18 protein-coding genes are annotated in these 23952 nt (G+C 73.1%); 5 read left to right on the forward strand and 13 right to left on the reverse strand.

What is annotated here, in order from left to right; genetic code table 11:
* Positions 1-33: 33 nt before the first annotated feature.
* Positions 34-1185, reverse strand: a complete 1152-nt coding sequence (locus tag OHB00_RS11930; RefSeq protein WP_406445738.1) for an acyl-CoA dehydrogenase family protein — start codon at positions 1183-1185, stop codon at positions 34-36.
* Positions 1186-1246: 61 nt separating this feature from the next.
* Between OHB00_RS11930 and OHB00_RS11935 the strand changes: the two genes are divergently transcribed.
* Positions 1247-1906, forward strand: coding sequence for a TetR/AcrR family transcriptional regulator (locus OHB00_RS11935; RefSeq protein WP_406434031.1), 660 nt, complete (start codon positions 1247-1249; stop codon positions 1904-1906).
* Positions 1907-2165: 259 nt separating this feature from the next.
* The gene (locus OHB00_RS11940; RefSeq protein WP_406434033.1) at positions 2166-3110 is read left to right on the forward strand and encodes a DMT family transporter; all 945 of its coding nucleotides are present in this window, start codon (positions 2166-2168) and stop codon (positions 3108-3110) included.
* Between the two features lie 6 nt (positions 3111-3116).
* Here the strand turns inward: OHB00_RS11940 and OHB00_RS11945 are convergent, their stop codons facing one another.
* From OHB00_RS11945 to OHB00_RS12000, 12 genes are all read right to left on the reverse strand, one after another.
* The gene (locus OHB00_RS11945) at positions 3117-4205 is read right to left on the reverse strand and encodes a Zn-dependent alcohol dehydrogenase (protein WP_406434035.1); all 1089 of its coding nucleotides are present in this window, start codon (positions 4203-4205) and stop codon (positions 3117-3119) included.
* 13 nt (positions 4206-4218) lie between these two features.
* Positions 4219-5607 (reverse strand): aldehyde dehydrogenase family protein, encoded by a 1389-nt coding sequence (locus tag OHB00_RS11950; RefSeq protein ID WP_406434037.1) that lies wholly within the window; start codon positions 5605-5607, stop codon positions 4219-4221.
* Positions 5608-5691: 84 nt separating this feature from the next.
* Positions 5692-6144, reverse strand: a complete 453-nt coding sequence (locus tag OHB00_RS11955) for a DUF3574 domain-containing protein (protein ID WP_406434039.1) — start codon at positions 6142-6144, stop codon at positions 5692-5694.
* Positions 6145-6231: 87 nt separating this feature from the next.
* Positions 6232-6888 (reverse strand): class F sortase, encoded by a 657-nt coding sequence (locus OHB00_RS11960; RefSeq protein ID WP_406434041.1) that lies wholly within the window; start codon positions 6886-6888, stop codon positions 6232-6234.
* A complete protein-coding gene (locus OHB00_RS11965; RefSeq protein ID WP_406434043.1) occupies positions 6875-7621 on the reverse strand; it encodes a hypothetical protein in 747 nt (248 codons plus the stop codon). Before OHB00_RS11965 ends, OHB00_RS11960 begins: the two co-directional genes overlap by 14 nt.
* 102 nt (positions 7622-7723) lie before the next feature.
* Entirely contained in the window at positions 7724-8968 is a 1245-nt protein-coding gene (locus OHB00_RS11970; RefSeq protein ID WP_406434045.1) for an MFS transporter, read from the reverse strand.
* Positions 8969-8991: 23 nt separating this feature from the next.
* On the reverse strand, positions 8992-10395 hold the full coding sequence (locus OHB00_RS11975) for a CitMHS family transporter (RefSeq protein WP_406434047.1): 1404 nt from the start codon (positions 10393-10395) through the stop codon (positions 8992-8994).
* A 122-nt stretch (positions 10396-10517) separates the two neighbouring features.
* Complete coding sequence (locus OHB00_RS11980) at positions 10518-12749, reverse strand: molybdopterin oxidoreductase family protein (RefSeq protein WP_406434049.1); 2232 nt, start codon at positions 12747-12749, stop codon at positions 10518-10520.
* A gap of 78 nt (positions 12750-12827) precedes the next feature.
* Positions 12828-18170, reverse strand: coding sequence for a caspase family protein (locus OHB00_RS11985; protein WP_406434051.1), 5343 nt, complete (start codon positions 18168-18170; stop codon positions 12828-12830).
* A gap of 72 nt (positions 18171-18242) precedes the next feature.
* On the reverse strand, positions 18243-19118 hold the full coding sequence (locus tag OHB00_RS11990; RefSeq protein WP_406434053.1) for a hypothetical protein: 876 nt from the start codon (positions 19116-19118) through the stop codon (positions 18243-18245).
* Positions 19119-19185: 67 nt separating this feature from the next.
* Complete coding sequence (locus OHB00_RS11995) at positions 19186-19803, reverse strand: TetR family transcriptional regulator (RefSeq protein WP_406434055.1); 618 nt, start codon at positions 19801-19803, stop codon at positions 19186-19188.
* A gap of 64 nt (positions 19804-19867) precedes the next feature.
* On the reverse strand, positions 19868-20452 hold the full coding sequence (locus OHB00_RS12000; protein ID WP_406434057.1) for a hypothetical protein: 585 nt from the start codon (positions 20450-20452) through the stop codon (positions 19868-19870).
* Between the two features lie 160 nt (positions 20453-20612).
* Between OHB00_RS12000 and hmgA the strand changes: the two genes are divergently transcribed.
* From hmgA to OHB00_RS12015, 3 genes are read left to right on the forward strand one after another with little or no spacing between them, the layout of a single operon-like run.
* On the forward strand, positions 20613-21983 hold the full coding sequence (gene hmgA / locus OHB00_RS12005) for a homogentisate 1,2-dioxygenase (RefSeq protein WP_406434059.1): 1371 nt from the start codon (positions 20613-20615) through the stop codon (positions 21981-21983).
* A 27-nt stretch (positions 21984-22010) separates the two neighbouring features.
* Positions 22011-22760: a GntR family transcriptional regulator gene (locus OHB00_RS12010; protein WP_406434061.1), complete on the forward strand. Its 750-nt coding sequence runs from the start codon at positions 22011-22013 to the stop codon at positions 22758-22760.
* Positions 22761-22772: 12 nt separating this feature from the next.
* Positions 22773-23927 (forward strand): type ISP restriction/modification enzyme, encoded by a 1155-nt coding sequence (locus tag OHB00_RS12015; protein ID WP_406434063.1) that lies wholly within the window; start codon positions 22773-22775, stop codon positions 23925-23927.
* The last annotated feature ends 25 nt before the right edge of the window (positions 23928-23952 follow it).

Genomic DNA, 23952 nt, shown 5'->3' on the forward strand with positions numbered 1-23952 from the left:
GCCCCACATCCGTCGGGATACTCAGGGACGTACTCAGAACGCCGAAACGCCCGTCAGCGCCCGCCCGATGAGCAGCTTCTGGATCTGGCTGGTGCCCTCGTAGAGGGTCATCACGCGGGCGTCGCGCAGGAGTTTGCCGGCCGGGTACTCGTCGATGTAGCCGTAGCCGCCGAAGACCTGGAGAGCGTTGTTGGCGGCGCGCACGGCGGCCTCGGAGGCGAACAGCTTGGCCTTGGAGGACTCGGTGGCGAACGGCAGCCCGCGGTCGATCAGGTCGGCGACCCGCCAGGTCAGCAGCCGGGCCGCGTCCACGTCGACGGCGATGTCGCTGATCAGCTCCTGGACGAGCTGGTGCCCTGCGATCGGCGTGCCGAACTGCTCACGCTGCCCCGCGTACCGCACGGCCGCGTCCAGCGCGGCCTGCGCTATCCCGACGCAGCCGGCGGCGACCGACATCCGGCCCTTGGCCAGCGCCGACATGGCGACCGAGAAGCCCTTGCCCTCGGGGCCGAGCATCGCCGAGGCGGGGACCCGGACGTTCTCCAGGACGAGTTCGGCGGTGGCCTGACCTCGCAGGCCGAGCTTGCCGTGCAGGGGGCGGCGGGTGAGGCCGGGGGCGTCGGCCGGCACCAGGAAGGCGGAGACGCCCTTGTGGCCGGGGGCGTCGGTGGAGCGGGCGAAGAGGAGGACGACGTTGGCCCAGGTGCCGTTGGTGATGAACACCTTGGTGCCGTTGACGACGTAGTCGTCGCCTTCGCGAACGGCTCGGGTGGTGAGGTTGCCCGCGTCGGAACCGGTGCCGGGTTCGGTGAGGCCGAAGCTGCCGACGTACGCGCCGGAGGTGAGCCCCGGCAGCCAGCGCCGCTTCTGCTCCTCGGTCCCCCAGGCGGCGAGGGTCTTGGCGACGAGGCCCAGGGAGACCGACACGATTCCGCGCACCGAGGAGTCGCCGCGGCCCAGCTCCTCAGTCACCAGGCAGTACGCGAGATGGTCGCCGCCGGAGCCGCCGTACTCCTCGTCGATCGTCAGCCCCAGGAAACCGACCTCGCCGAGCTTCTTCACGATCCCCCGGTCGACCTCCTCGGCACGGTCCCAGGCGATCGCGTTCGGGGTGATCTCGCGGTCGACGAAATCCCGGGCGAGCTGCCGTACGGCGGTCTGCTCCTCGCTGAGCCCCAGGTTCACCATGTGATCACCCTTTAAATTAGCACCGCTAGTTTCTTCTCCCGGCCCTACTATGTGCGCCATGGCCCGACCGCGCAAGCCCCTCCTCAGCACCGACCGGATCGTCCGTGCGGCACGGGAACTCGTGGACGCGGAGGGTCTCGCAGCCCTCTCCACGCGCCGGCTCGCGGCCGAGCTGGGGGTGAGCGGGCCCTCGCTGTACAACCACTTCCGCACCAAGGACGAGATCCTGGAGGCGGTCGCGGACTCGGTCAGCGCGCAGGTCGACCTGTCGATGTTCGAGAACCTCGGGCAGGGCGACGGCCGGGACTGGCGGACCGCGCTGCACGACTGGGCGGTGTCGTACCGCAGCGCCCTGCGCGACCACCCGAACATCGTCCCGGTCCTCGCCCGGGGCCCCGGCCGCCGCCCGTCCGGGCTCCGGCTCGCCGACGCGGTCTACGGCGCGATGGTGGGGGCGGGGTGGCCGCCGGCGCAGGCGACGTCGATCGGGGCTCTGATGCGGTACTTCGTCATGGGGTCGGCGCTGGGGTCGTTCGCCGGGGGCTTCGTGGACGACGCGAGCGCGTACGACCCGGCCGACTATCCGCATCTCGGGCAGGCGCATCTCCTCTCGGAGCGCCAGGAGAAGATCGACGAGCGGGCGTTCGAGACGGGGTTGCGGGCGCTGCTGGACGGGTTGAGTGAACAGTTCGCGCGCGTGAAGGAGACGGCGGGGTAGGGGCCGGTTCGGTCGGTCGCCGACTGCGGGCCGGTGGGGGCCGGCCGCGCAGTTCCCCGCGCCCCTTTGGGGCGCGCTGTCCAGCCGCGGCGCTCATGTCAGCTCATCCAGCCGCGGGCAGTCGTGCCGCTGGGGCGGCACGGGTGGGCGCGGGCAGTACCGTGCCAGCGCCGGTAAGTGTCCCCACCTCGGCCCCAGCCGCGCCCAGCCGTCCGAAATCCGCCAGCGTCGGGGCGGTGGCGTCCTTACCCTCGGGGCTATGACCAACCAAGCCGCCCCGGCCCGAGCAGGCCTTCTCCCGGCCGTCGCCGCCGGTCTCACCGTCGTGCTCTGGGCCTCCGCCTTCGTGTCGATCCGCAGCGCGGGCGACTCCTACTCCCCCGGCGCGCTCGCCCTGGGCCGGCTGCTCTCGGGCTCCGTCGTGCTCGGGCTCCTCTGTGTCGTGCGGCGCGAAGGGCTGCCACCCAGGTCAGCCTGGCGTGGGATCGGGATGTCCGGCGTGCTGTGGTTCGGCTTCTACATGGTCGTCCTCAACTGGGGCGAGCAGCAGGTGGACGCGGGGACGGCCGCCCTCGTGGTGAACGTCGGCCCCTTGCTGATCGCCCTGCTCGGGGCCCGGCTGCTGGGTGATCCCATGCCGCCCCGGCTGCTCGCGGGGATGGCGGTGTCGTTCGCGGGCGCCGTGACCGTGGGGCTGTCGATGGCCGGCGGGGGCGGCTCCTCGGTGCTGGGTGTGGTGCTGTGCCTGCTCGCGGCGGTGGCCTACGCGGCCGGTGTCGTCTCCCAGAAGCCCGCGCTGGCCCGGGCGAGCGCGCTTCAGGCTACGACGTACGGGTGTCTCGTCGGCGCCGTCGCCTGTCTGCCGTTCGCCGGGCAGCTGGTGCACGAGGCCGCCGACGCGCCCGTGTCCGCCACCCTGAACATGGTGTACCTCGGTGTCTTCCCGACCGCGCTCGCCTTCACCACCTGGGCATACGCCCTGGCCAGGACCACCGCGAGCCGGATGGGGGCGACGACGTACGCCGTGCCGGCGCTGGTGGTGCTGATGGCGTGGCTGGTCCTCGGCGAGGTGCCCGGGCTGGTCACCCTGGCGGGCGGCGTGCTGTGCCTGGCCGGTGTGGCGGTGTCCCGGTCCCGGGCGCGGACGCACGCTCCCCGGACCGTGGCCGCGGCCGGGGAGCCCCGCTCCGAACAGGTGCCGTGACGCCGGTCAGAAGACGACCAGCGCCCGCCCGCCCTTGCCCGCCGTCATGTTCTCGAAGGCCGCCGGAATGCCCTCCAGGGCGATGTGTTCCGTCACCATCGCCCCGAGGTCCAGGCGCCCGGCCCGGACGTGTTCGGCGAGCACCGGCAGGTCGCGGGCCGGGTCCGAGTTGCCGTAGACGCAGCCGGAGAGGGTGCGGCCCCAGTGGAAGAGCTCCAGGGCGTTGAAGGTGACCTGTTCGGTCTTGGCGCCGATGCCGACCACCGTCGTACGGCCGCCCCGGCGGGTGGACTCCCAGGCCGCCCGGATGCTGACCGCCCGGCCCACGCACTCCACGGCGACGTCGACGCCCTGTCTGCCGGTGAGGGCGCGGATCGCGCGGGGCGTGGTGTCGGAGGCGAGGACGTAGTCCGTGGCGCCGGCCGCGCGTGCCAGTCCTTCCTTCTCCGCGGAGAGGTCCACCGCGATGATCTGGGAGGCGCCCGCGATCCGGGCCGCCTGGACGGTGGCCAGGCCCACCCCGCCGACGCCGAACACCGCCACCGTCTCGCCCGCCCGGACCCGCGCCGAGTGGTGGACGGCGCCGTAACCGGTGAGGACCGCGCAGCCGAGGAGGGCCGCGCCGGTGAGCGGGATGCCCGCGGGCAGGGGGAGGACGCAGGACTCGGCGACCACGGTCTCCTCGGCGAAGGCCGCGACGTTCAGGCCTGGGTGCAGGTCGGTGCCGTCCGCCGTACGGGCGTGGACGTCGGCGGAGCCGTTCAGCGCGTTGGCGCAGAGCCAGACCTCGCCGAGCGCGCAGGCGTGGCAGCTTCCGCAGGAGGGCGCCCAGTTGAGGACGACCGGGTCGCCCGGCGCGAGCCGGGTGACCCCCTCCCCCACGGCCACCACGGTCCCCGCGCCCTCGTGACCGAGGACCGCCGGGACCGGCACGCGCATGGTGCCGTCGGACAGGGAGAGGTCGGAGTGGCAGACACCGGCGGCGGCGAGCCGGATCCGGACCTGGCCGGGGCCGGGGTCCGGGAGTTCGATCGAGGTGACCGAGAGCGGGGCGCCCACGGCGGGCAGTACGGCGGCTCGGACCGTGAAAGTCATCGGAGCGGCCTCCTCAGAATTGCAGGGACTTGGTCTGGAGGTACTCGGTGAGCCCGTGCGCGCCCAGCTCCCGGCCGACGCCCGACTGCTTGTAACCGCCGAACGGCGCACGGGGGTTGAACCGGCCGCCGTTGATGTCGACCTGCCCGGTGTCCATGCGCCGGGCGAAGGCCACCGCCTCCGCCTCGTCCCCGGCCCAGACGGCACCCGCGAGCCCGTAGACCGTGCCGTTGGCGATGCGCAGGGCGTCGTCCTCGTCCTCGTAGCGCAGGATCGACAGGACCGGGCCGAAGATCTCCTCCTGCGCGATCGTCATCTCGGGGGTGACGTCGGCGAACACGGTAGGGCTGACGAAGTAGCCCCGCTCGCGCGGGGATTCGGGGCCGCCGGCGACCACCCGGGCGCCCTCCGCGATGCCCTTCTCGATGTAACCGCGCACCCGTTCCTGCTGGCGGGCGCTGACGACCGGCCCGATCCGATCGCCGTACTTGGCGGCGGCCGCGGCCGCCAGCTCCACCGCCTCCTCGTACCGGTCGGCGTGCACCAGCATGCGGGTCCAGGCGCTGCAGGTCTGCCCCGAGTTGGACATCACGTTGGCCACGCCGACGTTGACGGCCCTGGCGAGGTCGGCGCTCGGGAGGATGACGTTCGCGGACTTGCCGCCCAGTTCGAGGGCGACCTTCTTCACGGCGGCCCCGGCCACCGCGCCGATCTGCCTGCCGACGGCCGTGGAGCCGGTGAAGGAGACCAGGTCGACGCCCGGGTGTTCGGCGAGGGCCTGCCCGGCGACCGGGCCGAGGCCGGTGACCAGGTTGAACACACCGGCGGGGAAGCCCGCTTCGTGCACGGCCTCGGCGAACAGCTGGGCGGTGAGCGGGGTGTTCTCGGCGGGCTTCAGCACGACCGTGCAGCCGGCGGCCAGTGCCGGGGCGGCCTTGGCGACGATCTGGTGCAGCGGGTAGTTCCAGGGCGTGATGGCGCCGACCACGCCCACCGGCTCCTGGTAGACGGTGGAGTTGCCGACCCGCTCCTCGAAGGGGTGGGTGGCCGCCAGTTCGGCGTAGGAGCCCGCGACCGCGATCGGCACGCCCGCGTGGACCGCCTGGGAGAACTGGAGCGGTGAGCCCAGTTCGGCGGTGACCGTCTCCGCGATCTCGTCCTTCCGGGCCGTGAGCACGTCGCGCAGGGCGGCGAGCCGGGCGGCCCGCTCCGCGGGCGAAGTGGCGGCCCAGCCCGGGAGGGCGGCACGGGCGGCGCGCACCGCGGTGTCGACATCCAGCGCGCCGCCCGCCGGGACCCGGCCGACGACCTGCTCGTCGACCGGGTTCACCACCTCGATCACGTCCCGGCTCTCGGCGGCGCGCCAGTCGCCGTCGATGTACAGGCCGTCGTGTGCCTTCATACTGCTTCCTCCCGGCAGGGCCGCGTCGTCCGAGTCACAAACTAGCGGCGATAGTTTTAGCGCGCCAGACGTGCCCCGGGGCCATCAGAAGTCGACCTGGGCGCGTTCGTCCACCCTGCCCACGCTCTCCTGCGCGAAGGCCTTCTCGTAGGCCCGCCGGATCTCCTCGATCTTCCGGTCGCCGGCCTTCGCCGCCGACTCCGGATACAGCAGGAGCAGCACGTACGACCGCTCCTTCTCGATCGTCCCGTGCGCGTCCCGCCACTGCCCGCGCCCGTTCTGCACGGTGAGCCCGTCGGGGAAGTCCGGGGTGATCTCCTTGTCGACGAACGCCGTGAACTGCCGGTCGGTGACGGCGGGTCCGCCGTCCGGCCGGGCGGTGCCGAAGAGCAGCCGGGTCTCGATGTACGGCCTGCCTCGTACCGGCACGGGCGGGGCATGGCCGTCGGCCAGCGCGGTGTACGCGGCCGGAGCGCCGGCGAGCAGGACCCCGGCCACGGCCAGGGCCGACCGGTTGCGGAGGAGTTGAGTGCGCATGCCCCCTTCTTAGAGGGGTTGTCCCTCGCAGGTCCCCGCTTCCCGCCGGAGTTCACTCGTCCAGGTCGAACCGCGGCCCCCGCCCGGTCATTTCGTCGCGGTCAGGTGGGCGAAGACCACCACGTTGCTGGTGTAGCCCGTCCGCCGGCTGAAGAGGCCACCGCAGGTGATCACGCGGAGTTCGGGACGCCGGGTCGGGCTGTACACCTCCTCGTCGGGGAAACCGACCTTGTCATAGACCTTCACCCGGTCCACGGTGTACACGGCGGTACGGCCGTCGGCGCGTCCGGCCTCGATCCGCTTGCCGGGCTTGACCTGGGCGAGCGCCGCGAAGACGGCGGGTCCCGTCCTGGTGTCACGGTGGCCGACGGCGATCGCGAGGCCGGACTCGCCCGGCGTGGCGCCGCCCTGGAACCAGCCGATCAGCTTCGGGTCGTCGACCGGCGGTGTCTCCAACTGCCGGCCCCGGTCGAGCCGGACCCCGGTGACCGGCGCGTCGACACCCAGGAACGGGATGCGCATCGACGTCGGCCGGGACCGGGGCAACGGGCGGGGCGGGGGCCCGGACTCGGCCGCGCCCGGCCCGGACGCCGCCAGGGCGTCCGACCCGTCCGGCGTGGCCGACCCTTCGTGCCCCCACCACCGGACCACTGTCACCAGGACGATCGCCAGCAGGGCCGTCCTGGCGAGGCGGTAGGCGCGGGTCCGGTACCAGGGCCTGCGTCTGCGCCTACGCGGCGCCATGGGGCCGGCGGCGGATCAGCCGGACGTACACCACACCGCTGGCCGCGACCAGGGTGACGGCCGTGGCCGCGGCCACGGGCGAGAACGCGGCCGCCGTGTCGGCGATGCCGCCGCCGCCCGCGTGCACACCGCCCTGCGGGCCGTTGTGGTCACCGCCGCCCTCCCCCCAGGACGAGTCGCCGCGCTGGTTGTCCTGGATCTGCCCGTTCGGACTGTTCTGGCCGTTCTGGCCGTTCTGGTCGTTCGGACCGTTGGGGCCGTTCGGACCGTTCGGACCGTTCTGGCCGTTCTGGTCCTGCGGCCCGTCCTGCCTGCCGTCATGGCAGTTGACCCGGAAGACCTTCTCCTTCCGGGCGCCGTCCACGATCCACGTGAGCCTGTACTGCCCGTCCGCCAGCCCCAGCGGGTCGGTGTGACCGGCGCCTCCGGCGAGCTGGATGGAGCCGGCGACGGTGGCGGCGGTGGGCAGCGGGGGCTGTGGCGTGATCGTGTAGCCGATCGAGGTGAGGATGTCGAAGTTGACGGCGTCGAGGTAGAACTTGCAGACCAGCGGGTCGTCCTTCGAGACGCCGAAGGGCACACCCACGCGGTGGAGCCTGATGTCGCCGTTCTCCCCTTGGGCCGCCGCGTTCGGCGCCGCCACCCACGACGCACCCGCCACGGCGAGGGCGGAGAGGACGACGGTGGCGCCCGCACGGGAACCGGCGGTGCGCGGAAGTGTGAGCGTGACCATGCAAGCTCCTCCGAGTTAGATGATTTTCATACAAATCGACCTTTCGTTCTGGACTGTCACTCATGCACACCAAGGACCGTGGCAGCCACGTCCGACGCGCCGTCAGATATCGCTCGTGCGGCGCAACGCCTGGCCCTTGCGGCGCGTCCGCGGCACCGGACCGGCGCCCCCGCCCCGCCCGGCCGACCCCGGCGAGCGCACCGCCACCCCCGCCGAGACCAGCAGCAACGCGCCCAGCATCACGAACGGCGCGGCCACCCCCGCCACCCCCGCCACCAGCCCCGCCCCGGCCGGCGCGGCCACCTGGCCCAGCCGGTTGCCGGTCAGCCGCAGGGCGAGCGCCGTGGAGCGGGCGCCGTCGGGTGCGGCCTGCACGACCGTCGTCATCGACAGCGGCTGCCCGACCCCCAGGCAGAAGCCGAGCGCGCCGAGCATCAGGCACAGCGCCCACACCGGCGCCGGCACCGCGATCCCCGCACAGAGCAGGGCCGCCAGGAAGCAGGTCACCGTCAGCAGCACCGGCCGCCCGAGCAGCCGCAGCAGTGGTGTGAGGACGAGCCGGCAGGCGATCGTCGCCCCCGCCCGCACACTGAGCAGCACGCCGATCACGGCCGGGGAGATGTCCCGGTGCTCGCCGACCACGGGCAGGTACGCGGTCAGGATGTCGGTCGCGGAGAGAACCGAGAGGCTGACCAGCATGCCGGCCGGGACGCCCCGGGCGCGCAGGATGCGGCCCACCGGCACCCGGTCCCCCTCCTCCGTACGGGACTTGACCGCCGTACGGTCCTCGACGCGCCACAGCGACGTGACCGCGACCGCCGCCCCCGCACCCGCCACCACCAGCGCGAGCGCACTCGTGCCCGCCATGTCCGGGCCGCCGATGAGCGCACCCGCGGCGATCGGCCCGATCAGCTGCCCCAGCGACGCCCCGATGGTGAAGTGACCGAAGTTGCGGTCCTGTTCGTGCGGCGCCGACTGACGGGCCACCAGGGACTGCGCGCCGATCACGAAGCAGAGGTGGCCGAGGCCCATCACCCCGCTCCACAGGGCCATCGCCCACAGGGAGTCGGCGAGTCCGCTGAGCGCGCAGCCGCCGGATATCAGTACGACGCCGACGGGCAGCAGGGGTGCGCAGCGGCCGTGGTCGGTGCGGCGGCCGAGCGGTACGGCGGCGAAGAGCGGGAGCAGGGCGTAGACACCGGCGATGACGCCGACGGCCCGTTCGTCGGCGCCGAGGGCGAGCGCCCGGTAGGAGACGGCGGGCCGGGCCATCGACACCGCCCCCTGGGCGAAGCCGAAGGCGATGACGAGACGGAGCAGCCAGCCGCGGTTCCTGGCGGGCGCCATGGTGAAGTCCTCCAACAGACGGCTCAGATGATTCCGAACAGGATCCCTGCCCCGAGCACCACCAGGGATGTCAGAGCGGCCCACTTCACGACGAAGCGGGTGTGGTCGCCGAACTCGACCTTGGCCATGCCGACCAGGACGTAGACGGCGGGCACGAGCGGGCTGGACATGTGCAGCGGCTGGCCGATGATCGAGGCGCGGGCGATCTCGACGGCCGGGACACCGTGCGCCTGGCCTGCCTCGGCGAGCACCGGGAGGATGCCGAAGTAGAAGCCGTCGTTGGACATGAAGTACGTGAGCGGGATGCTCAGCACGCCGGTGACGAGGGCCATGTGCGGGCCCATGCCGTCGGGGATGTTCCCGACCAGCCAGTCGGCCATGTGGTCGACCATGCCGGTGCCCTGGAGGACGCCGGTGAAGACGGCGGCGGCGAAGACCATGCCGGAGACGTTGAGGACGTTCTCGGCGTGGGCGGCGATCCGGGCCCTCTGGGCGGGCATCTGGGGGAAGTTGACGGTCAGGGCCAGCGCCGCGCCCAGCAGGAACAGCACCGGGATCGGCAGCCACTCCATGATCATGGCGGTGAGCAGGGTGACCGTCAGCAGCGCGTTGAACCAGTAGAGCCTGGGGCGCAGGGTCGCGCGGTGCGGGTCGAGGCCCTGGAAGCCGTCGTCGCCCTCCGGCTCGTCCGGGAGGTCGGCACCGGTACCGGAGACGCCGGTGCTCCGGTCGCCTTTGCCCGCACCGGCACCGGCACCGACCAGGACGGTCTCCGTCCGGGGCTCCTCCACCAGCGCCTCGTCCAGCGTCAGCACGCCGAGCCGTTTGCGCTCGCGGCGGCCGAGGACGTAGGCGAGCGCGAAGACGAACAGCAGGCCCATGGCCAGTGCCGGGATCATCGGCACGAAGATGTCGCTCGCGTCCAGCTTGAGCGCGGTCGCGGCACGGGCGGTGGGGCCGCCCCAGGGCAGGGTGTTCATCACGCCGTTGGCCATCGCCGCGACACCGGTCATCACGACCAGGCTCATCTTCAGGCGCTTGTACAGCGGGTACATCGCCGAGACGGTGATCATGAAGGTGGTGGAGCCGTCGCCGTCGAGCGAGACGATCGCGGCGAGTACGGCCGTACCGACGACGATCCGCAGCGGGTCGGCCTTGCAGAACCTCAGGATCCCCTTGACGACCGGGTCGAAGAGGCCGACGTCGATCATCACCCCGAAGTAGACGATCGCGAACATGAGCATCGCCGCGGTGGGCGCGAGGCTGGTGACGCCGTCGATGACGTAGTCGCCGAGTCTGGCGCCCTTGCCGACGACCACGCAGAACAGTGCGGGGATCAGCACGAGCGCCGCGATCGGCGACATCTTCTTCAGCATGATCAGGACCAGGAAGGTCGCGATCATGCCGAAGCCGAGGATGGTCAGCATGAGTGGATTACCTAACGTTCGCCCTTGAACTCCCACCAGGGCCGGCGGTGCGACGACGTTAGGTCGCGCCGAACGTCGTTAACAAGACGTTGACACGCGAGCAATAAGCGCAAAACTCCAGGTCACGGGGTTGCGGTCACTTCGATGGGGATGCCGTTGAGGACGGCGTTGCCGGACAGCGGGTCGAGCAGGCTGCCGTCGAGGAGCTGGTTGACGTTGACGCCGGGGGCGGTGGTGGCGTGGCTGAGCCGGGTGCCGGGGCGGTCGTGGCCCCACCCGTGCGGGAGGCTGACGACACCGGGCCGGACGCCGTCGGTGACCTCGGCGGGGGTGACCACCTCGCCGCCGGCGCCCTTGACCCGTACGTCGGCGCCGTCGCGCACGCCGAGCCGTTCGGCGTCCTCGGGGTGGATGTGCAGGGTGCAGCGGTTGGAGCCGCCGGTGAGGGCGGGCACGTTGTGCATCCAGCTGTTGTTGGAGCGCAGGTGCCGGCGGCCGACGAGGACGAGGGCCGCGGGGCTGGTGTCGAGGGCCGCGCGCAGCCTCGGCAGATCGTCGGCGATGGGCCGGGGCAGCAGTTCGACCTTGCCGCTCCGGGTCTTCAGCGGCTGCGGCAGGCGGGGCTGGAGCGGCCCGAGGTCGATGCCGTGCGGGTGGGCGAGCAACTGCTCCAGGGTGAGTCCGCCGGGGTGGACGCCGAAGCCGTCGCCGTAGGGGCCGAGGCGCAGCATCAGGTCGAGCCGGCGCTCGGGGCCGGTCTCCCCGGTGAGCAGGCCGGCGAGTTCCCGCGGGTCCCGGCCGTGCACGGGCGAGTGGGTCTCCTTGACCGCCTTCCCCAGGGTCTGGCCGATGACCATGTCGTCGACGGCGGACGGTTCGGCGCCGTGCATGCCACCGGCCGCGAGGATCAGCCGGGCCAGGATCTCGGTCTCCGCCATCCTGCCCGGCTCCAGCGGGACGGCGGGGCGGGAGTAGCGGACCTGGTTGCGTACGGCGAGGGTGTTGAAGGCGAAGTCGTGGTGCGGGCTCTGCGAGGGGGGCGGCGGGGGCAGCACGACGTCGGCGTGGCGGGCGGTCTCGTTGAGGTAGGGGTCGACGCTGACCATGAAGTCGAGGGAGTTCAGCGCCTTGTCGAGGCGGTCGCCGTCGGGCGCGGAGAGCACCGGGTTGGTGGCGACGGCGATGAGCGCCCGGATCGGTTCGCCCTCCGCCGTCGCGGTGTCGATCTCCTCGGCGAGCGCGGAGAGCGGCAACTCGCCCTTCGCCTCGGGGTGTCGACTGACCCGGGAGTGCCAGCGCCCGAGCGCGAAGCCCCGGCCGGGACCGGCCGGTCGCGGGGTCCGGTCGGTGGCGGCCTGCGGGAAGAGCGCGCCGCCGGACCGGTCGAGGTTGCCGGTGAGGACGTTGAGGACGTCCACGAGCCAGCTGGCGAGGGTGCCGTGCGGGACGGTGCAGCTGCCGATCCGGCCGTATACGGCGGCGGTCGGCGCGGCGGCGAGTTCGCGGGCGAGGACGCGGATCGTCCCGGCGTCCACGTCACAGGCGCGGGCGACCGCGTCCGGGGTGAAGTCGCCCAGTTCGGCGCGGAGTTCGTCGAGTCCCTCGATGTGCGGGGCGAGGTGACCGAGGTCCACCAGGCCTTCCTCGAAGAGGACCTGTGCCATCGCGGCGAGCATCAGGGCGTCGGCGCCGGGCCGGATGGCGATGTGCCGGTCGGCGAGTTTCGCGGTGCGGGTACGGCGCGGATCGATGACGGTGAGGGTGCCGCCGCGGGCCTTGAGCGCCTTGAGCTTGCCCGGGAAGTCGGGGGCGGTGCACAGACTGCCGTTGGACTCCAGGGGGTTGGCGCCGATGAGGAGGAGGTGGTCGGTGTGGTCGAGGTCGGGCACCGGTATCGCGTTGGCGTCACCGAAGAGCAGTCCGCTGGAGACGTGCTTGGGCATCTGGTCGACGGTGGAGGCGGTGAAGACGCTGCGGGTGCCGAGGGCGCCGACCAGCACCTGCGGGTAGAGGCCGCCGGCCACGGTGTGCACATTGGGGTTGCCCAGGACCACGCCGACGGAGTGGGCGCCGTACCGCTCGACGACGCCCCGCACCCCGGCGGCGACCGCGTCGAAGGCCTCGGCCCAGGTGGCCTCGCGCAGCTCGCCGTCCCTGCGGACGAGCGGGGTCCGCAGCCGGTCGGGGTCGGCGTCGACGGCGCCGAAGGAGGCCCCCTTCGGGCAGATGAAGCCCTTGCTGAAGACGTCCTCGCGGTCACCGCGGGCACCGGTGACACGGGTGCCCTCGATGGTGAGGGTCAGGCCGCAGGTGGCCTCGCACAGGGGGCAGACGCGCAGGGCGGTGCGGGGCATGGGTCCTCCTGAGAGCGGCGGTGCCTGGTGCGGCGAGCATACCGACCGGTAGGCATGACGGGGAGGGGGTTCCGGGGGTCAGTCGAACAGGATCACGCCGTTCTCGGTGCCGACGATCAGTTCGCCCGCGGGGCCGGTGGCCAGGGCGGTGCAGAGCGAGGGCAGGTCGATCGTGCGGAGCACCTCCCCGGAGCGGACACGGAGGACGGCGACGCGGGTGCCCTCTGCCATCGCGTAGGTCTCGTGGTCCGGCAAGAGGACGATGTGATCCGGGTAGGGAAGGGGGATCCCGTGCTCATGGGCGGCGATCGGCGCGGTGCCGGAGTGGAGAAGGGAGCGGGGGACATACCGGCGGAGCGGGCCGAGCCACCGAAGCCGTCGGGGCCGTGGCAGCGGTTCGCCGGGCGCCCCGAACCGGGGACGCAGCGCCTCCCAGGGGACGATCGCGGCACCGTCGTCGCTGACCAGGAACAGTTCGTCGCCGGCCGGGCCGGGAATCACGAAGACCGCGAGCAGCCAGGTGTCCGGTACCGGCAGGAGCGCCCAGCGGGCGGCAACCACGTCAAACACGTGCGCGAAGCCGTCGCCGACGGGAACGACCACCAGCAGCGCACCCGCGCAGCGCACCGCCCGGGGCCGGTAGGCGGACTCGTGGACCGTCAACCGGTCGGCCAGGGACCGGTCCCGGGTCACGTCGTGGACCCAGACGAGGTCGTAGTCCGGGCACGAGACGGACACCAGCGACGCTCTCCCACCGCCGTCCGCCGGCACCACCGTCAGTCCTCTGTCCTGGACGGCATGGGGCAGCGGCAGGTACTGCGGGGTCCCCACCGAGGTACGCGGGCCTTCCGGGCCGAAGTCCCAGTGCTGAAAGAGCCCTTCGGTGTCGAGGGAGAACAGCCGGAGTCCGGCGTCCGTCGCCACGCCGACCAGTTCTTCCACCTCGGCCTCCCCCACCGGCCGCAGCCGCCGCACCAGGGTGCCGTCCTCCGCCTCCCGGACCTGGAGCGAGCCGTCCCGGCCGCCCACGGCGACGGCGAGCTCTCCCCCGACCGCCAGCGCGGCGACAGCCGTGACCGGCCGGACCGCGTCCAGCCCCTCCACCACCCGACGTCCCTCCGCCCCCTCCCGCAGCCGCCAGATCTGCCCCCGGTCGTCCCCGCACAGCAGCCCGTCGTCCGCCAGGTGCAGTGAAGCCGGCGGACGTGGCATCCGCCGCTCCCACCCGTCGTCGTAGGAGACGAGCCGCATGTCGAGCCCGCAGCCGACCAGCCCGGACGGCGTGTACACGAGCCCCCGCACGGCCCCGCGGTGCGCGGCGCGGACCGGGCCGAGCGGGCGGCAGGACGGCAGTGCCCACTCCCGCACCGACCCGTCGAGTCCGCCCACGGCGAGCCTCCCGGAGCCGTCGGGGCTCAGGGCGAGCGCGCTGACCCACACCTCGGCGTCCGGCCGCGGGCCGTAGGCGAACATACGGCCGCCGCCCACGTCCCAGCAGACCAGCCGGCCGGTGTCCGTGCCGACGACGACCACGTCCCGGCCGCGCACCCGGCCGACGGTGAGCGCGGTCGGGATCTCCGGGATCGTGAACTCCTGCTCGGCGACCGGGAGTCCGTCCCTCAGCACCAGGATCCGGACCTGCCCCCGGTACTCGGCGGTGGCGACGAAGTCCCGGCCGACGGCGGCGCGGTGGACCAGCGGGTCCTGCCAGCCGCTCCGGTCGGCGGGATGCCGGTGCCGCCACAGCTCATGCGGCCGCTCCAGGTCCCAGCACCGGACTTCGTGGTCCGCACCGACGCTCACCAGCGCGGGCGCCCCGGACGGCCCCCGGATCTCACCGACCGCGAGCACCTCGCGCTCATGGGCGGTCAGGTAGACGGAGTCCGCGGCGTGCGGGGACGGCCACAGTCGTACGACGCCGTCGGTGCCGCCGACGCACACCGTCCCGCCGGCCCGGCACAGGGCGGCGGCCTCGTGATCCATGACCTGGCCGCCGACGCGGTCGCCGGTGAGGAGGTCGTACACCTGGACGCCTCGGTTGTGGCCCTGTACGGAGACGCAGGGGGTGAGTCCGAGGTCGAAGGTCTCGGCCCGGACGTATGCGCCCCGGTCGACGCGCAGGGGCAGCCCGACGGGACGGCCGCTGTCGAGGTCGACGCGGTGCAGCTGGCCGTCGGCGGTGACCACGGCGACGATCCACTGGCGGCCGACGCGGTGCACGGCGATCGAGGCGACGTGGGCGGGGACGCGCAGCAGGGTGCGGACGGGCTCCCCCGTGGTGAGGGAGGAGAGCCGTACGGTGCCGTCGTTCCCGGCGGTGACGAGAAGCCGGCCCAGGGGGTGGCCGTACACCGGCGCCATCTCGGTGACGTGGCCCGCGTGGCCGGTGGCCGTCTCCGCCTCGGTCTCCTCACCCAGCGGCCAGTACTGGGTGACCCTGCCGTCGGCGTGGCCCAACAGCAGGGTCCCCGGGGACAGTTCGCGGGGTGCGGCACATGCGGTGATGTGCCATCCGTCTTTCGGGGAGAGCACCCGGACGCAGGGGGCCGCCAACTGGTCCAGTCGTTCCCGCCAGTCATCGATCTCCCAGGACCACAGCCCCCGGCGGGCCCGGCGGTCGAGCGGCGCGTAGAACGGAACGGTGGTGAGCGAGTGGACGAGGAGATGGCCGGTGTCGAAGCGCAGGGCCGCCGTGGCCGGGAGACCGTCCAGTCCCCCGAGCACGGTCAACTGGTCGGCGGCCATCGGGAACTCCCGTCGGGTGTCGAAGGCCGGGTCGGTCGGCATCACCCAGGTCCACTTCCGGTCCTCCCGCCAGACGTGGAGCAGCCGTGCGTATCTCCCCGACTCCAGCCGGCCGTTGTCCAGGACGAGCTGCCGGTCGAAGAACAACGCGGCTGCCGTGTCGCCCAGCTGGGGCACCGCGGTCAGTGTCCCGTTGAACCAGCGGGCGTCCGTCTCGGCGGCGTGGGTCACCGCGCCGTGGTCCAGGTTCACCCACCGGGCCCCGCCCCGCCGCGTGAGGTCCAGGAACCTTGCCCCGTTCGCCCTCGGGACGACCACGCCCTGTCCGAGCCCGACGCTCATCCTGTCGTACCGCCGGTCCCCCTCATGCGGATTCCACGCCGCCCACCGGGCCCGCCACGGCAGCTCCGCCTCCCCCACGTCGCACGATTCGGCCAGCGCCCCCGCCTTCCGGCACACCGCCGCCAGCCGCAGTCGCGCTCTGCCCTCCGGGTCGGCCCCGCTCCCCGCTCTCTTCCGCAGCCGAGGCTCCAGGTCCCGCACCGCCTGCCCGGCCCGCCGTCCCTCCGGGGTGCGCAGTCCGGGCAGCGCGGCCAGCAGGCGCCCCGGTTCGGCGCCCAGCACGAAGGACGCGTCCTGGACCAGCCCGTCCAGCACCCCGCCCTCGCCGGCGTGGAGTGCCAGGTACCGTCGCACGTAAGGATGTTCGATGTCCCGCAGGACCTCGGTGACGGTCCGCTGGACGGCCTGGGCGTCCCGGCCCTCCCGCAGATGCTCGATGAGGGCCCGGTGGTACACCCGGTACACCGACCCGCCCTCCTCCACGCCCTCCACGACGTAGGACCCTGCCGCGTGCCGCAGCCAGACGATGTCCTCGTCGCCGTACTCCCGGCCGGTGAGCGCGGTGGCGATACGGGCCCACACGCCCGCCCAGGGCAGGCCCGCGCCCTGGGCGTAGGCGAGCGGGAGGAGGAGTTCGCGGGCTCGCCGGGCGAGCGGACCGAGGCGCTGGACGAGGTCGCGTTCCATGGCCTCGCCCGGCAGGCGCGGCAGTTCCTCGCGCCAGCGCCGGTCGGACGGATCGGGCAGCCGCGGTTCCCGGGCGAGGGTCCGGGCGGTGATGCGGGCGACGAGGAAGGAGCGGCCGGCCGCCTCGGCGACGGCCTCGGCGATCGCGTCGAGGAGTGGGGGCTCGGCGGTCCGCAGCAGCGAGCCGGGGGCGCACAGCAGCTTGCGGGTGTAGGCACGGACGGCGTCCGGGTCGCCGTGGCGTTCGGAGTCGAGGTCGATGCGGGGCGCGTCGGCGGGGAGCCGGGCGGCGACGTGCGGGCGGGCGCCGACCAGGAGGCGTACCGGGAGGCGGCGGGCCGGGTCGGTGAGCGGCGCGACGAGTTCGTCGACGGCCTCGTGCGGCGCCAGGGCCTCGTCGAGGGAGTCGATGAGGACGACGAGCGGACGGGTCCGGGTCTGGAGGTGCGCGGCGAGGGCGCCCAGGGAGTCGGCGGCGCAGCCCGCGGCGGCGCAGAGGGCGTCCAGGAGCTGCCGGGTGGAGAGGTGGCCGGCGTTGACGCGGACGTCGATGTCGTCGGGTCCGGGCAGCACGGGCGGCAGCTCCTGGCGGGGCACGGCGGCGGCGCGCTGTGGGTCGGTGAGGACGGCGGCCATGCCGAGCAGCGAGGACTTGCCGGACCCGGGGTCGCCGGTGACCACGCAGAGGCGTTCCTCGGTGCGGCGCGGGTCGAGCCAGGTGGTGAGGTCGCCCAGGGCCGTATGCCGGCCGGTGAAGTCCCAGACCTCCTCGGTGGGGACGTCGGTGCCCCGGGCGCGGGGCAGGAAGAAGCCGCGCATGTCCTGTTCCCGGCTCTCGCGTTCGCGGCTGCGGACGGCGGCGATCCGGTCGATCTCGTCCAGCTTCAGCCCGGCGGCGTCGCGGATGTGGCGGGGGTTGGGCAGGAAGGCGGGGATGTCCCCGGTGGCGTGGGTGAGGGACCAGACGGGGCGCTGGGAGGCCGGGACCTCGGGGTCGACGCTGATGGCCGCCATGACCTGGTCGAGGCCGATCCGGTCGGGCGCGTGACCGGCGACGGCCTCGCGCCGTACGGCCCGGTCGAAGGCGGCGGCCAGGGCACCGGACCAGCTCTCCTCCTTGCGGCGGGAGGACGCGACCAGGACGAGCCCGGTGCCGCCGTGTCCGGTGACGGGTTCCCGGAAGCGCCGGTCCTCCAGGGCCCGGCGCAGCGCCCGGTCCGTACCCTCCTCCGCGTAGCAGGCGTCGATGAGGACGAGCAGGCGTTCGACGGCGGTGTCCTCCCACAGGTAGGACACCAGGTCCTCGGTGGGCAGGGCGGTGCCGCGCAGATCCCGTGCGTCGCTGTCGTGCAGCAGCAGGTAGTGGCGTCCGCTGTGCTCGGCGGTGACGCCGTGCGTGGCGAGATAGAGAACCACGTAGTCCTCGGGGCCGCGGTCCGGGTCTGTGGCGAACGCCCGCAACGCGTCCTGGAGTTGACGGCGGGTCGGGTCGGGGGCGAGGTCCGCGCCCCGGCGGTAGCCGAGCGGCCCGAGGAAGAGCTCCTCGATCCGGCGCACGTCGTCGGCCAGTTCGGCGCGTTCCGCCTCGGGGTGCGCGGCGACGGAGGTGACGGCGGCGGCGATGAGGAAACGCCGCGAAGCACCCATGGGGGTGCCGGCGGCCTTCGCCTCAGCGGGGCCCGGCGCCGCGCCCACGGTCCACCGCCCGGCGTCTGTCGCTCATGCCCCGGCCTCCCCCGTGTCCCGGCAGGCCTCCTCCACCGCCCGGCCCGCCTCCGCGGTGTTGAGATACCTCGTCGCGTCATGGGCCCGTGCCCCGTTGTGGACCACCTGACACCTGACCCGCTCGCCGAACAGTGGCCGCAGGTCCTTCACCAGGGCGACGACGTCACCCTCGTCCGCGAGATTGGTCCAGTACCGCACGGAACCGGGCCAGTCGCCGGGCGAGCCCGTGGCGCCGACGCGCAGCCGGTCGAAGACGAGGTTGCGGATGCCCAGCGGCGAGCCCAGCGTCAGCAGGGCGCGCACCGGCAGGTCCGGGAGGGCGCACAGTGACTCGTAGGCGACGACGCTGCCCAGCGAGTGGCCCACGACCACCCGGGTGCGTTCCGTGATCGCGTCGGCGACCCGCTGCTGGACGGCGTCGCGCAGCCCGGGGTCGCACAGGTAGCGGCGGACCTGCCTGAGGTCGAGGACCAGGCCGCGCAGTGCGACACCGGCGAAGAACCGGGAACGGCTGAGGGCGCCCAGGGCTCGCTGCACGGCCCGTGGGGTGCGGGCCAGGGTACGGGAGTCGGGCGGCAGCACCGCGGCGTCCGTGCGGGCCGCCTCCGCCCACCAGGCCAGCAGCAGTTCGGTCTCCAGGCCGTCCTCGACGTCGGAGGCGTCCAGGGGCGGGTCGCCGAGTGCGAGCGTGCGGCCCGGCGGGCGGAACAGGTCGCCGTAGAAGACACAGCGCACGTCGTCCGCCGCGAGGGCGGTGGTGGCGCCGGCCCGCAGGAGGCCGTCGGGGAGCGCGGGGTGCCAGGCGCCCCGCAGCTCGTGCTCCCCCGTGTGCTGTTGCCCGATGCCGTGGATGCAGACCACCCGAGCCATGGCGTTCCCCCCGTGCGCGCCCCAAGCGTCGGATCACCTTAGCAACGGGGCGGCCCGGGGGACCCGGTCAGTCCAGCACCCGCCCCAGATAGGCCCGCAGCAGCTCCCGCATCTCCCTGATGATCGCCTCGTCGCCCTCCGGGTCCACCCGGAAGGAGAGGTGGACCAGTGTGTCGGCGGTTTCCACGGCCACCAGGAAGGTGCGGCGCAGTGCCTCGTCGGGGGTGCGGCCGAGGTAGCCGGAGAGGAGGTCGGTCAGGCGGTCGGCGACTCTGTGGTTGGGCTCGGAGTGGCGGGCGCCGACCGGGATCTGGTTCCCGAAGTCGACGAGGGAGAAGCCGGGTGCGGTGCGCTTCATGGCCAGGTACTCGTCGAGCACCGCGTCCGTCGCCGCCCGCCAGTCACCCTTCGGCGCGTCCTTCAGCCGCTCGGTGACCCGCTCGGAGAACCGCTCCAGGTTGCGCTGGGCGAGGGCGTCGGCCATCTGCCGCTTGTTGCCGAAGAAACGGTAGACCGAGCCAATGGGCACCCCGGCGCGCACCGCGACGGCCCGGGTGCTCAGGTCGTCGTAGCCCACCTCGTCGAGGAGGTCGGCACAGGCGTCGAGGATCCTGGTCAGCCGTTCGGCGCTGCGGCGCTGCACGGGCGCTTTGCGAAGCGATGTCGCTGGGGGCACGGGCTTCATGATGCCTTTCCGCCGGGATCAGGTGAACCTCGCCCCCGAGTACGCAGACGGATGGCCCATGCACTCATCCGGCGTCCGGGCTGCTCGCGCGGGTGCCGGCGGCCGAAGGGGAGGCGGGCGTGGGCGCCGAGGCCGACGGCTTGGTCGTCTCCGCGCCCGACGCCGTGACGTCCGCCGTGCTCTCCACCGGCTTGCCGTGCACGGCCCAGACCGTGCCGTCGTCCGCGTAGAGCCGGGCGGTGACGTGATGGGTGCCGTGCGGGACGAGGCCGGCGGGCAGGTGGTAGGCGGCGGTCCGCAGCCGCGTCACCAGGCCGCCGTCCACGAAGAGGTAGGCGAAGCCCCGGCCGACGACGGCCTTCGCCGCGGTGCCCGCCGGGGAGAAGCGGAAGCGGTGCACGTCGAGCCGGACGTCCCAGCCGCCGGCGGCGTCGGGGGTGACCACCGTGCCCACCTCGGGCGCCTGCTTCCTGTCCAGCTCGCGGTAGTGACGCCCGCTCGCGTCCGTGTCGTCGAGGATCTTGCCCACGGGCGAGGGCGATCCCGTCCCCCGCCGCCCGTGCGCCTCCCCGGTCCCGCATCCCGCCGCCGCGACCAGCAGCAGCGCGCAGACCGCGAGCGCACCGGGCAGTCCACGCGTCCACGACATGCCCGGGAGCGTAGAACAGCGCGCCCGGTACCGGATCCCCCTGAAGTCGGGTTCTCGCCATACCCCGCCGGGATGATCGGACCCTCTTGCAGCCGGCCCCGCGCAATCCTACGGTGATACATAGGAATCAACGGCGTTCAGGCAGGTCCAGGGAGCGATCATGAGCGATGGGGGCACCTCCCGCGGGAGCGAGTCCGAGCGGGAGCGCGGGGAAGCGCGGAAGACCGCCGAGGGGCTGTCGTACCTGTCCGGGTTCGGCAACGAGCACTCCTCCCAGGCGGTGCCCGGCGCCCTGCCCGAGGGGCGCAACTCCCCGCAACGCGCCCCCCTCGGCCTGTACGCGGAGCAGCTCAGCGGTACGGCCTTCACCGAGCCGCGGGCCCACAACCGCCGCTCCTGGCTGTACCGGATCCACCCCTCGGCCGCCCACCCGGCGTTCACCCGCGCCGCCGGCAACGGGGCGCTGCGCACCGCCCCCTTCACGGACCTCGCCCCGGACCCCAACCGGCTGCGCTGGAACCCGCCGCCCCAGCCGCCGCCCGGCACGGACTTCCTGGCCGGTCTGTGGACCCTGGGCGGCAACGGCGACGCCACCCAGCGCACCGGCATGGCCGTGCACCTCTATCACGCCAACGCCTCCATGGCGCGGGTCCTCTCCGACGCGGACGGCGAGCTGCTCGTCGTCCCGGAGCGCGGCGGACTGCTGCTGCACACGGAGTTCGGCCTGCTGCATGTGGAGCCGGGACATGTGGCACTGATCCCCCGTGGGGTCCGCTTCCGGGTGGAGCTGCTGGAGGACACGGCCCGGGGATATGTGTGCGAGAACTACGGCGCGCCCTTCCGCCTCCCCGACCTCGGCCCGATCGGCGCCAACGGTCTCGCCAACGCCCGGGACTTCCTGGCTCCCGTCGCCGCCTACGAGGACGTGGCGGGTCCGGTGGAGGTGGTCAACAAGTTCTGCGGCAACCTGTGGACCGCCACCTATGACCACTCCCCACTGGACGTGGTCGCCTGGCACGGCACACATGTGCCGTACATCTACGATCTGCGCCGCTTCAATGTGATCGGCACCATCTCCTACGACCACCCCGACCCGTCGATCTTCACGGTGCTGACGTCGCCTTCCGACACCCCAGGCCTCGCCGGCGTCGACTTCGTGGTCTTCGCGCCGCGCTGGCTGGTGGGCGAGAACACCTTCCGGCCGCCGTACTTCCACCGCAACGTGATGAGCGAGTACATGGGCCTGATCGAGGGCGCGTACGACGCGAAGACCGCCGGAGACGGGGGTTTCGTGCCGGGGGGCGGGTCGCTGCACAACATGATGTCGGCGCACGGCCCGGACCGGGAGACGTTCGACCGGGCGAGCGCGGCCGAGCTGAAGCCGCAGAAGATGGACGACGGCCTGGCGTTCATGTTCGAGACCCGCTGGCCGGTCACCCTCACCCCGCAGGCGGCGACCGCCGAACACCTCCAGCCGCGTTACGACGACGTGTGGCAGGGCCTGGAACGGCACTTCCGCCCCTTGCACTGAAGATCCCCCCACCGGTACGGATGGCCCGTGACCTCCTTCGCCCCGGACTCGATCGTCCTGAACCGCAAGCTGCCGCTCTGGTACCAGGTGTCGCAGTCGCTGCGCGCCTCGATACTCGGCCGCTCGCCCCGGGACCCGCTCCGGCTGCCCACCGAGGAACAGCTCGCGGAACACTACGGGGTGAGCGTGCTGACCATGCGGCAGGCGCTGAAGGAGCTGGAGGACGAGGGCCTGATCAGCCGGCACCGCCGCCGCGGCACCTTCATCGAGCCGGACGTCCGGCGGGGCACCCCGGTACGGCTGCTCGGCTCGGTGGACGCCATCGTGGCCCAGCAGTCGGGCATGACGGCGGAGCTGCTGGACCACGGCACGGTGCCCGTCACCGGCGAACTCACCGAGTACTTCCCGGACCTCGCCGAGGTGGCGGCGTATCACCGTCTGCGCAGTGACGAGCAGACCGGGGAGCCCACCAACCACGCCCGCAACCACGTCCGCCCCGAACTGGCCGAGCGCATCGACCCGGAGGACCTCACCCGCCGGCCGATGACCAAGGTGCTCCGGGACGTCGCCGGTGCGGACATCAGCCGCATCACGGACACGGTCGAGGCCCGTCTGGCCGACCCGGAGACGGCCCGGCTGCTCCAAGTCCCGCTCCTCAGCCCGATCCTGCACTACACGGGCGTCACCTACGACACCGCCGGCCGCGTGCTCGACCTGGCGGTCATCCACTACCGGGGCGACCGGTTCTCCTTCACGGTCACGCTCGACGCCACCTGAACTCGTCGTACGATGCCGGGCGTGACGCACGACGACGCTCCGCCGCTGGCGGACCTCATGCCGTGGTCCGTCGCACCACTACGGCTCGGCCGGGGGTGGCCGACGGCTCCCGATCCGGCGATCCTGAAGGCCCGCTGGGACGCGCTGCTCAAGGCCGAGGGCGCCGACCGCGAGACCCTGTTCGAGCCGACCCGGTCCCGCACGGTCCACTCCGCGGTCGCCCAGCTCCCCGGCCAGCCCAGCGGCACCGAACCGCTCGCCGCCGCGTCGGGTCCCTGCCCGGCTCCGGTCCGCGTCCTGGCCGCCCCGTTCGACGACCAGTGGCTGATCCCGGACCACCGCCTGATCGACGCGGCCCGCCCGGAGTTGTGGCGGGTGACGGACGACCACCAGATCTTCGCGGTGGAGTCTCCGGAGGGCATGCCCCTGCTGGCGACTTCCCTCCTCCCCACCCTGCGTGCGGGCCGCATCCGCCCGCTGTATCGCCGTCCGGGCGGCAGGGAACCCAACCTGGCGCCGGGGCTGCTGGAACACCTGGCCGGCCGGCTGGGCCGAGGCGTCGCCCCGCTGGACGTCCTCGCATGGGCCCTGGCCGTGATCCGCCCGGACCGCACCGTCCCGCTCACCGACGACACCGCGCTCTGGGCACAGGGCGTGGAACTCGGCCACCGGGCCCTGTGGCTGCTGCGCCGGGACGGCGAACGCCCCAAACTCCCGGGCGGCCGCCGCCCGTACGTCCGGGCCCCGCTGCCCGCCCGCCCCCGCACGATCCGCTACGACCCCGAGGAGGAGGCCCTCCACCTCGACGAGGGCCGTGTCTCCCCGGTACCGCGGGAGGCGTGGGACTTCAGGACGGGTGAGGCCCGGGTCCTGGAGACGTGGTTCGCGGCCCGCACGGCGGACCCGGCGGAACCGGGGACCCTGACCGCGGTCACCGCGCTGTCCTGGTCCCAGTCATGGACCTCGGAACTGCTGGAACTGATCACGGTCCTGACCCTGCTGGCAGACGCACGCGCGCAGCAGGCCGCCTTGGAGATCAGGACACGGATCACGGCGAGCGACCTGACGGCAGGGGGCGTACTCCCGCCTCCGGAGACGGCCCGCAAACCAGCGTCGATCCTGGAACACACCGAAGAAGGCCCAGCGGGTCAGCTGACGCTGCTCTGACTCCTGGGGGCCCGGGACCGTGTGC

This window comes from Streptomyces sp. NBC_00631 (assembly GCF_045206895.1).
Lineage (GTDB): Bacteria > Actinomycetota > Actinomycetes > Streptomycetales > Streptomycetaceae > Streptomyces.